The 9,545-nt window shown below is 71.7% G+C and carries 10 protein-coding genes and 1 pseudogene; all 11 read right to left on the bottom strand.

All coding sequences use genetic code 11. The features are described 5' to 3' along the window. Nucleotides 1–189: STAS domain-containing protein (locus ACKVMH_RS11090; protein WP_412700327.1), on the bottom strand; the 189-nt coding region annotated here is incomplete at its 3' end. Nucleotides 190–274: 85 nt separating this feature from the next. Beyond that, nucleotides 275–946, bottom strand: a complete 672-nt coding sequence (locus tag ACKVMH_RS11085; protein ID WP_412700326.1) for a chemotaxis protein CheW — start codon at nt 944–946, stop codon at nt 275–277. 284 nt (nt 947–1,230) lie between these two features. Next, nucleotides 1,231–1,908 (bottom strand): annotated as a pseudogene (locus ACKVMH_RS11080) (ParA family protein); the annotation flags it as partial. Nucleotide 1,909: 1 nt separating this feature from the next. Further along, nucleotides 1,910–2,878, bottom strand: a complete 969-nt coding sequence (motD, locus tag ACKVMH_RS11075; RefSeq protein ID WP_412700325.1) for a flagellar motor protein MotD — start codon at nt 2,876–2,878, stop codon at nt 1,910–1,912. A 10-nt stretch (nt 2,879–2,888) separates the two neighbouring features. Next, on the bottom strand, nt 2,889–3,629 hold the full coding sequence (locus tag ACKVMH_RS11070; protein ID WP_215219630.1) for a flagellar motor protein: 741 nt from the start codon (nt 3,627–3,629) through the stop codon (nt 2,889–2,891). 47 nt (nt 3,630–3,676) lie between these two features. Then, nucleotides 3,677–5,485: a chemotaxis protein CheA gene (locus ACKVMH_RS11065; RefSeq protein WP_412700324.1), complete on the bottom strand. Its 1,809-nt coding sequence runs from the start codon at nt 5,483–5,485 to the stop codon at nt 3,677–3,679. Between the two features lie 187 nt (nt 5,486–5,672). Beyond that, nucleotides 5,673–6,299 (bottom strand): protein phosphatase CheZ, encoded by a 627-nt coding sequence (locus tag ACKVMH_RS11060; protein WP_412700323.1) that lies wholly within the window; start codon nt 6,297–6,299, stop codon nt 5,673–5,675. Further along, nucleotides 6,296–6,688 (bottom strand): chemotaxis response regulator CheY, encoded by a 393-nt coding sequence (gene cheY / locus ACKVMH_RS11055; RefSeq protein WP_412700322.1) that lies wholly within the window; start codon nt 6,686–6,688, stop codon nt 6,296–6,298. Before cheY ends, ACKVMH_RS11060 begins: the two co-directional genes overlap by 4 nt. 46 nt (nt 6,689–6,734) lie before the next feature. Further along, nucleotides 6,735–7,487: an RNA polymerase sigma factor FliA gene (locus ACKVMH_RS11050; protein ID WP_412700321.1), complete on the bottom strand. Its 753-nt coding sequence runs from the start codon at nt 7,485–7,487 to the stop codon at nt 6,735–6,737. Continuing rightward, nucleotides 7,484–8,377, bottom strand: coding sequence for a MinD/ParA family protein (locus ACKVMH_RS11045; protein ID WP_412700320.1), 894 nt, complete (start codon nt 8,375–8,377; stop codon nt 7,484–7,486). Before ACKVMH_RS11045 ends, ACKVMH_RS11050 begins: the two co-directional genes overlap by 4 nt. Further along, a partial coding sequence (locus ACKVMH_RS11040) for a flagellar biosynthesis protein FlhF (protein ID WP_412700319.1) occupies nt 8,364–9,545 on the bottom strand: 1,182 nt, incomplete at its 5' end. The genes ACKVMH_RS11040 and ACKVMH_RS11045, both read right to left, overlap by 14 nt.

Here is a 9,545-nt window from a genome sequence, read left to right as displayed (position 1 = left end):
GCTGCGGCCCGCCGCGGCGCGGTCGCGCACGAATGCGTGCAGCAGCTGCAGCCCGGCCGCGTGCACGCGCCGCACCTGGTCGCCGGCCAGCTGCACCGGCGCGTCGTCCTCGAGGTGCGGCAGCAGCGTGGCCTGCAGTTCGGCGACGTGCTCGATGCCGAGGTCGGGTTGCAGCGACAGTTGGGTCATGGCGGCGGGCGTCGGGCGGCGGGATGTCGTGAGGATTAACGGCGGTGTTGTGGCGGACTTGAGGGGCACGCCCCGGTCGGGCGGCTCACGCGAACAGCGCGTTGGCATCCAGCAGCACGACCGGGCTGCGGCCGATCCGGGCGATCCCGAGGATCGCGCCGGCATCGCTGCCCGACAGCGGCGGCTCGATGTGCTCGCGCGCCAGCGTGGCGACGTCCTCGACCGCGGTCACCAGCACGCCGATCAGCTCGTCGTCGCATTCGACCACGACGATGCGCGACTGCTCGCTTTCGACCACGTCGGCGCTGCCGAGCCAGCGGCCCAGGTCGAACACCGGGACGATGCGCCCGCGCAGGTTCATCACGCCGAGCACGGCCGGCGGGGCGTTGCGCATCGCGACGATCGGTGCCACGCGGACCACCTCCTGCACGCGGAGCAGTTCGAATGCATAGTGGTCACGGCCGATGCCCAGGCGCAGCCAGCGGCCGGAACCCGAAGGACGCGCCAGCCGGTTGGGTACCGTGGCGGACGCATCGGGCGAGGTGTGCCGCGGCACGTCTGCCGGGGCCTGTCGCGCGGGGGACGCAGGTGCAGGCTGCTCTGCAACGACGGGCGCGGCGACCACTGCGGGCCCGGCCGCGGGGGGTGCCGCAGCCGGCGCCGTCATCGCGATGCCGGGCATCGCAGGCAGGGCCGCGACATCGGCGACGTCGCACAGCAACTCGTCCAGGTAGGCATCGACCGCCAGGGTGTTCATGCGGCCTCCTGCTGCCGCGGCATCGCGGCAAGCAGCCAGTTGAGGGCGGAGCGGTAGGCGTCGGCGCCGCGCCCGGTGGGCGGCTCGGCCGCGGTCAGCGTGGCGGGGTCGCGCAGCCGAGTATCCATCGGGATCGCCTTCGGCCAGACCCGGCCCTCGTACAGCTCGTGCAGCCGGTCCAGGCTCTGCACGCCCGAACGGGTACGGCGGTCATACAGCGTCGGCAGCACGTGCCGCGGCAACGGCCGCCGGCGCGAGCGNCGCCCGGTGGGCGGCTCGGCCGCGGTCAGCGTGGCGGGGTCGCGCAGCCGAGTATCCATCGGGATCGCCTTCGGCCAGACCCGGCCCTCGTACAGCTCGTGCAGCCGGTCCAGGCTCTGCACGCCCGAACGGGTACGGCGGTCATACAGCGTCGGCAGCACGTGCCGCGGCAACGGCCGCCGGCGCGAGCGCTCGACCATGTCGGCGGTGCGCAGCATGTCGGCCAGGCCGTGCAGGGCGAGCGGATCGGTCTGGGTCGGCACCACCAGCCGGTCCGCCGCCGCCAGGGCATTGACCATCAACAGGCCCAGCGTCGGCGGGCAGTCGAGCACGGCGTAGTCGAAGTTGGCGCGGGCGGCATGCAGCGCGCGGCCGATCGATAGGCCGAGCCCGGCCTGGGTCGCGCCCCGGCGTTCCAGCGTCGCCAGCGCCGGCTGCGCGGCGACCAGCAACAGGTTGTCGATGGCGGTGCCGCGTGCGAGCGAGCGCAGCTCGGCGGCACCACCCGTGTTGAACAGGTCGTGGCTGCCCGCCGGCGGCGGGTCGGTCGGCACCGCGAACGCGCGGGTCAGCGAGGCATGCGGGTCGAGGTCGATCAGCACCACGCGAGCGCCATCGGCGGCCAGGCCGCGCGCCAGGCACAGCGAGGTGGTGGTCTTGCCGACGCCGCCTTTCTGGTTGGCGATGGCCCAGGTCTGCATGTCAGGGGGCTCCCAGGGCGCTGCCGCCGGACGCGGCGTCGGGCAGCGGGAAAAGCGGTTGCACGTCGCCGGCATCGGCCATCACCGGCGGCATCCGCTCGGTGACGGCATCGGGGCCCTGCGGCGCGGCGAGGATCACCAGCAGCACGCGACGGTTGGCGTTGCGACCCTCGGCGGTGGCGTTGTCTGCAACCGGCTGGTGCTCGCCGAAACCGACCACGGCCAGCCGCTCGGGGCCGACACCGGCGCCGATCAGCTCGTGCACGACGCTGCCGGCGCGGGCTGCCGACAGCTCCCAGTTGGACGGGAACTGCACGGTGCGGATCGGCTGGTCGTCGGTATAGCCCTCCACGCGCACGGCGTTGGGCTCGTCGCGCAGCACGCCGGCGAGCCGGCGCACGGTTTCGGTTGCCACCGCGCTGGGTACCGCGACGCCGCTGGCGAACAGGATGTCGCTCTGGATCTCGACCTCCAGGAAGGTCTCGCTGCGACGCACGGTGACCAGCTTGCGGCGAACCAGGTCCGACAGCGCTTCCTGGATGCGCTTTCCGATCGACTGCAGCTGCTCGGCGCGCCGGCTCTGCGGCGCCTCGGCCGCCTGCATCGCGGCGGCCGTGGCGCGGGCCGTCTGCCCGAAGGTCGGCATGTCGAGCACCTGCAGCATGCGCGGCGAATTGATCGGGGTCGCGGCCGATGGCCCGGCCTTGGAATCGGGCGTCTGCATCGACGGACGGTCGAACGAAGAACCGCGCAGCTGGGTCTGGCCAAGCTGGATCGGCGAGATGGTGCGCGGCGCGCCGCCAAAGGCCGACGACAGCGAATCGGCCAGCACGCGGTACTTGCCCTCGTTGAGCGAGGAGATCGCGTACATGACCACGAAGAAGGCCAACAGGAGCGTCATCAGGTCGGCGTACGGGATCGCCCAGGCTTCGTGGTTCTGGTGCTCCTCGTGGCGATGGCGGCGACCCATGCGCGGCGCCTCAGTGGACGAAGCCGTTGAGCCGCGCCTCGATGTTGCGCGGGTTCTCGCCCTGGGCGATCGCGATCAGCCCCTCGACGATCATCTCGCGCTCCTGCGCCTGGTGGCCGATCAGGCCCTTGAGCTTGCTCGCGATCGGCAGCAGCGCCAGGTTGGCCAGGCCGATGCCGTAGATCGTCGCGGTGAACGCGGCGGCGATGCCGTGGCCGAGCTGGCTCGGGTCGGCGAGGTTCTTCATGACCGCCATCAGGCCCAGCACCGCGCCGATGATGCCGAGCGTCGGCGCGTAGATGCCCATCCCCTCGAACACCTTGGCGGCGGCGACGTCGCGGTCGGACTGGCCGTGCAGCTCGATCTCCAGCATCTGCCGGATCGCCTCAGGCTCGACGCCGTCGACCACCATCTGCAGGCCCTTGCGCAGGAACGGATCCTCCAGCGCCTGCACCTCCGCCTCCAGCCCGAGCAGGCCCTGGCGGCGGGCGGTGCCGCTCCACTCGACGATGCGCGAGATGATCGCGGTGCGGTCCTGCATCGGCGGCTGGAATACCCAGCGCACGATGCGCAGGGCACGCTTGAAGGTGTCCATCGGCGTCTGCACCAGGATCGCCGCGATGGTGCCGAGCACCACGATCACGAAGGCCGCCGGCGACCAGAGGCCGGACAGCCCCGCGCCCTTGAGCACGCTGCCGCCCAGCAGGGCGCCAATCGCCAGTACGGTGCCGATGATGCTGAGCCTGTCCATTGTCCGCGTTATCGGTTCGTGGGCCGGATTCTTGAGGTCGCCATCGCTCAGCGCCCCCCGCGCACGCCGGTGCGGTACAGCGCGTCGACGTCGAGGATCAGCGCCATGCGGCCGTCGCCGATCAGGCTGGCGCCGGCGTAGCCGGCCAGCCCGCGCAGCGTCCGCGGCAAGGCCTTGATCACCACTTCCTCGCGCCCGCGCACGCTGTCGACCGACAGGCAGAATCGCTGCTCGCCGGACTGCAGCACCACGGCGGTGGAGTCGGCCAACGTCGTCTCGGGTACGCCGAGCCACCGCCGCAGCGACAGCAATGGCACCGGCTGCTCGCGCAGGTCCAGCACGGTCTGGCCGTCGACCTGCATCGCCGCGCCGCGCTCGTGCGACAGCACTTCGACCACGCGCACCAGCGGCAGCGCGTAGACGTCGCCGGCCAGTTCGACCAGCAGGGTCGGCAGGATCGCCAGCGTCAGCGGGACGCGGATCTGGAAGCGGCTGCCGCGACCGGGTTCGGACTGGATCTGCACCTCGCCCGACAGTTCGCGGATCTTCGACTGCACCACGTCCATGCCGACGCCGCGCCCTGACAGGTCGCTGACCTCCGCGCGGGTGGAGAAGCCGGCCATGAAGACCAGCTGCAGGCACTCGTCGGGAGTGAGCCGTGCCGCGGCCTCGGGTTCTATCAGGCCCTTGCGCACGGCGCTGTCGCGGATCCGGTCGGGGTCGATGCCCGCACCGTCGTCGCGCACCTCGATGGCGACGTGGTCGCCTTCCTGCTGCGCGCTCAGCACCACCTGGCCCTGTGCGGGCTTGCCGGCGGCCATGCGGTCGTCGGGGCTTTCGATGCCGTGGTCGATCGCGTTGCGGACCAGGTGCACCAGCGGGTCCGACAGGGCCTCGACGAGGTTGCGGTCCAGCTCGGTCTCCGCGCCGATGACCTCCAGCTCGACCTTCTTCTGCAGCTGGCGGGCGACGTCGCGTGCGAGCTTGGGGAACCGCGAGAACACGCGGCCGACCGGCTGCATGCGCGCCATCATCACCGCCGACTGCAGCCGCGAGGTGGCCGCGTCCAGCGTGGTCACCGCGCGGTCGAGTTCGTCGTCGCGAAGGCGCGGGCGGATCGTCTTGAGCCGGTTGCGCGCGAGCACGAGCTCGCCGACCAGGTTGACCATCGCGTCCAGCCGGCGCACGTCCACGCGGACCGTCGGGTCTTCCTGGTGCGCGGCGGCAGCGGGCTTGCGCGGCGCGGCGGGTGCAGCGGGTGCCGGTACTGGCACCGGTGGGGGGCTGCCCGCGGTCGGGAAATCGGATACGGCCGAGGTCCCCGGCGCGCCATCAGCCTGGATGCCGGGAATGCCGCCGTTGCCGTGCAGGCTGTCGAGCAGCGCTTCGAAGTCGAGATCGTCGATGTCGTCACCGCCGGCAGCCGGGCGGCTGGCGTCCGCCTGTGCCGTCGCGGTCGCCGATGCACCGGCACGCAGGGCGTCGAGCAGGCCCTGCGGCGCCGGCATCAGCACTTCGCCGGCGGCGACGCAATCGAGCAGGTCCACCAGCAGGTCGAGCGACTGCTGGGCACCGTCGAAGGCCTCGGCGTCGAGCGGCACCTCGCCGCTGCGGGCGGCATTGAGGCGGTCCTCGACCGCATGGCAGATCGCCACCATCGGCGGGAAGTCGAGGAAGCCGGCACCGCCCTTGATGGTATGGAAGCCGCGGAACACCGCATTGAGGCATTCGCGGTCGGCCGGGCTGCGCTCCAGCGCGACCATCTGCTCGCCCAGCTGGTCGAGGATCTCGCGCGCCTCGATCAGGAAGTCCGCGCAGATATCGTTGCCGGTGTCGTCTTCGAATGCGGCGTTCATGGCCTGCCCCCTGCCGCCGTAGGAGCGACGTCAGTCGCGAACCACTGACAACCGGATGGACGGCGCCAATGCGGGACGCGCACGATGGCCGCCCACGCGATCGTCGCTGTGTCGCGGCGTACCTCAATGGTTCGCGGGTCGCGACTGACGTCGCTCCTACCGGAATGGGTGCGGCGGCGCATGGGCGTCAGAGTCCCAGCGAGGACAGCAATTCGTTGGCGTCGTCCTGGGTCGCCGGGGCGGCGTCCAGACCGGCGATCGACGGGCCGTTGCCGCGATTGGAAAGGTGCAGCGGCTCGCTCGGGCCGGTGACCTCGCCGAGGCCTTCCTGCACGGCGCGCACCAGCTCGACCACGCGCAGGATGATCTGCCCGGTGAGGTCCTGGTACCCCTGGGCGGCGGTCATTTCCGACAGCCGCTCGCGGATGCCGGCAATGGCGTCGCCCTGGGTGGCGTGCCCTTCCTGCAGCTTGCCAAGCAGGCCCGAGCATTCCTGGATCAGGTCCAGGGTGCGCATGCTGGCGGTCTCGGTGAGGGTCACCACGTGCTCCAGGCGGGCGCAGGCGTCGGGCAGCGAGCCGTGGCCGGTGTGTTCGGCGGGGCTGCCGAGCGCCAGTTCCAGCTCGCGCGCGATCCGCGCCAGGCCCTGCACGAACGGCTGCGTGCGCCACTGGATCAGCTCGTCCACGTTGGCCCGCCAGCCCGCGTGGTCGTCGTGCTCGAGCGCCCACAGCGCCGCATGCAGGCGCCGCGTGATCAGCTGGCGGTCCTGCATGGGGATGGCCGTGGCCGGCGAACCGGCATCGGTGCTCACGCCGCGCTCTCCAGCCGCTCCCAGATCTTGCCGAGCTTGTCGCCCAGCGTGGCCGCGGTGAACGGCTTGATCACGTAGCCGTTCACGCCGGCCTGGGCGGCCTCGATGATCTGCTCGCGCTTGGCCTCGGCCGTCACCATCAGCACCGGGGTCTTGGCCAGGGCGGCGTCGGCGCGGATCGCCTTGAGCAGGTCGATGCCGGGCATGCCGGGCATGTTCCAGTCGGTGATCACCAGGTCGAACGGACCCTTGCGCAGCTCGACCAGCGCGCTGGTGCCGTCGTCGGCCTCGGTGGTGTTGAAGAAGCCCAGGTCGTTGAGCAGGTTCTTGACGATGCGGCGCATGGTCGAGAAGTCGTCGACGATGAGGATCTTGATGTTCTTTTCCATGGGTCAGGCTCGTGCGGGTGTTCGGGAATGGGGGGCAGCGGCGCAGTCAGACGTCCTGGTCGAGCTGGGCTTCCTCGCGCCAGTCGCCCAGGCGCGCGCGCAGGCGCAACATCGCCTGGCCGTGGATCTGGCAGACCCGCGACTCGCTGATCGACAGCACCGCGCCGATCTCGCGCAGGTTGAGCTCCTGCTCGTAGTACAGCGACAGCACCAGCTGCTCGCGTTCGGGCAGGTCGCCGATGGCGCCGCCGAGGGCTTCGCGGAACGCGGTGTGCTCGAACTCGCGCGCCGGGGTCGCGTTGGCGGTGGACGCCAGCCGCGGCTCGCCGTCGTGCTCCTCCAGGTGCGCATCCAGGCTGATCAGCTGGCCGCGCGCGGCATCCTCCAGCATGCGGTGGTACTCATCGAGCGAGACCTCGAGCCGGGCGGCGACCTCCTGCGCGGAGGCGGCACGGCCGGTGTCCTGCTCGACACCGCGGGTGGCGGCGACCACGTCGCGGTACTTGCGATGGACCGACCGCGGCACCCAATCGCCACGGCGGATCTCGTCGATCATCGCGCCGCGGATGCGGATGCTGGCGTAGGTCTCGAATGCAGCGCCCTGGTCGGCCTGGAAATTGCGACCGGCGTCGATCAGGCCAAGCATGCCGGCCTGGATCAGGTCGTCGACCTCGACGCTGGCCGGCAGGCGCGCGGCGAGGTGGTGGGCGATGCGGCGCACCAGCTCGCCGTGGCGCTCGACGATGAGCGCCGTGTCGCTGGGCTGGTGGGCGCGGTAGGCGGCTGCGGCGGTGCTCATGCGGCGGCACTCCGGGACGGTTGCGCGATCAGGCGCTCCATGAAGAACTCGACGTGGCCGCGCGGGCCCTGCGGACTCTGCCACTGGCCGGCACGGCGGGCGATGTCGCGGAACGCGGCCGAGGCGGGTGCCGACGGGAACGCGTCGACCACCGCTTCCTGCCGCTGCACTGCGCGGCGCAGCCATTCGTCGCGCGGGATCGCGCCCAGGTAGTTGAGGGTCACGTCGAGGAACTTGGAGGTGACGCGCTGCAGCTTGTCGAACAGCTGGCGCCCCTCGGCCGCGTGCTGCACCTGGTTGGCGAGGATCTGCACCCGGCTGACGCCGCGGTCGCGGCTGAGCACCTTGATCAGCGCGTAGGCATCGGTGACCGAGGCCGGCTCGTCGCAGACCACCACGATCACGTCCTGCGCCGCTTGGCAGAAGGTCAGCACGCCGTCTGCGATGCCGGCCGCGTTGTCGACCACCATGGTGTCGATCGGCACGTCCAGCTGGCTGAAGGCGTGCACCAGGCCGACGTGCTGCTGCGGCAGCAGCTCGGTCATGTGGCGCTTGCCGGAAGCGGCCGGGACGATCCACATCCCGCCGGGGCCTTCAAGCAATGTGTCGCGCAGCTCGCAGCGACCGGCCAGCACGTCGGCCAGGGTGAAGCGGGGCGACAGCCCGAGCATCACGTCGACGTTGGCCAGGCCCAGGTCGGTGTCCAGCAGCAGGGTGCGCTGGCCGGCGTTCTGCAGCGACAGCGCGAGGTTGACCGAGACGTTGGTCTTGCCGACGCCGCCCTTGCCGCTGGCGACCGCGATCACTCTGACGGGAGCGGGGCGCACGGACTCCGGCGCAGCGCCGGGCTGCGCCGCCGGGAAAGCGGGATTGTGGTCAGGCGACGGCATGACGGTCCTCGGTGGCAAGGGGGTTATCGGCAGCACGGCGCAATTTCTCCAGTTGCAGCACGAGGCGGGAGGCGTCGGCGTGGGCGAGGTCGGTCGCGACCTGCTGTCCGGCGGTGGTGTAGGCCAGGCTCAGGCCGTTGCGGATCACGGTCGACAGCGCGGCGCCGAGGCGGCCGGTCTCGTCGAGCTTGGTCAGCACCACGCCCTCGGGCGTGGCCATGCGGTACCGGCGAACCACCTCGTTCATGTCGTGCGGGTGGCCATTGGCCGGCAGCACCAGCAGGCTGCGCACGTTGCGGGTGGCGCGCAGCCAGGTGATCTGGCCGAGCAGGGCGCGGTCGCGGGCGCCGTAGCCGGCGGTATCGACCACCACCAGCGGGTAGTCCTGCAGCTGGTCCAGGGTCTGCTGCAGCGCCTCGGGGCCGTTGGCCTCGCAGACGGTGATGCCGAGGCGGCGGCCGTGGGCGTGCAGCTGCTCGCAGGCGCCGACGCGCTCGAAGTCGGTGGTCACCAGCGCCACGTCGCGGGCCCGGTGGCGGGCGGCAAAGCGGGCGGCGAGCTTGGCCGCGGTGGTGGTCTTGCCGGCACCGGTCGGGCCGACCAGGGCGATCACGCCACCGTCGTCGATAGGCTCCTCGCGGCTGATGGTCAGCATCCGCGCCAGCTCGGCCAGCATCGGGGCATGCACCCGCGCCGGGTCCAGCGCCGGGTCGATCTTCGCTGCCAGGGTCTGCGCCAGCGTTTCGTCGCAGCCGTAGCCCAGCAGGGTGTCGAATGCCGCGGCGCGCGCCGGCGAGCCGCGCAGGCGCTCAACCGCGAACTGCCCCATCTCGCGCTCGATCAAGTGGCGCATGGTGGCCAGTTCCTCGCGCATCGCGGCGACGGCGGGATCGGCGTCCCAGCGCGGGACGGCGTGGAGGTGGCGGTCGGTCGCGGTGGCCTCGGCGGCCTCGTCGTTCCGCGCGACTGCGTCGGTGCTGTCGTCCAGTTCTGCGACCGGTGCGAGCGACAGTTCGATCGCCTCGGCGGCGGCTGACGGGTGCGCGTGTTCTGCTTCGGGCGCCGGCTCGGGCAACGGCTCCAGGCTCAGCTCGAGCTTCGGGGCGGGCGTGTCAGGGACCTGCGGCGCCGCGGCGGCCTCCGCAGCCTCCGGCGACGGGTGCTGCCG

This window comes from Lysobacter zhanggongensis (assembly GCF_046638635.1).
Taxonomy (GTDB): domain Bacteria; phylum Pseudomonadota; class Gammaproteobacteria; order Xanthomonadales; family Xanthomonadaceae; genus Novilysobacter; species Novilysobacter luteus.
The sequence above is the reverse complement of the archived record's forward strand: the minus strand, read 5'-3'. Positions and strand labels throughout refer to the sequence as shown.

Bases quoted from the DNA above. Each gene is read 5' to 3' on its own strand.
- ACKVMH_RS11065 (WP_412700324.1), bottom strand. From the start codon at position 5,485: ATGAACGCCGCATTCGAAGACGACACCGGCAACGATATCTGCGCGGAC.
- cheY (WP_412700322.1), bottom strand. From the start codon at position 6,688: ATGGAAAAGAACATCAAGATCCTCATCGTCGACGACTTCTCGACCATG.
- ACKVMH_RS11070 (WP_215219630.1), bottom strand. From the start codon at position 3,629: ATGGACAGGCTCAGCATCATCGGCACCGTACTGGCGATTGGCGCCCTG.
- ACKVMH_RS11050 (WP_412700321.1), bottom strand. From the start codon at position 7,487: ATGAGCACCGCCGCAGCCGCCTACCGCGCCCACCAGCCCAGCGACACG.
- ACKVMH_RS11045 (WP_412700320.1), bottom strand. From the start codon at position 8,377: ATGCCGTCGCCTGACCACAATCCCGCTTTCCCGGCGGCGCAGCCCGGC.
- motD (WP_412700325.1), bottom strand. From the start codon at position 2,878: ATGGGTCGCCGCCATCGCCACGAGGAGCACCAGAACCACGAAGCCTGG.
- ACKVMH_RS11085 (WP_412700326.1), bottom strand. From the start codon at position 946: ATGAACACCCTGGCGGTCGATGCCTACCTGGACGAGTTGCTGTGCGAC.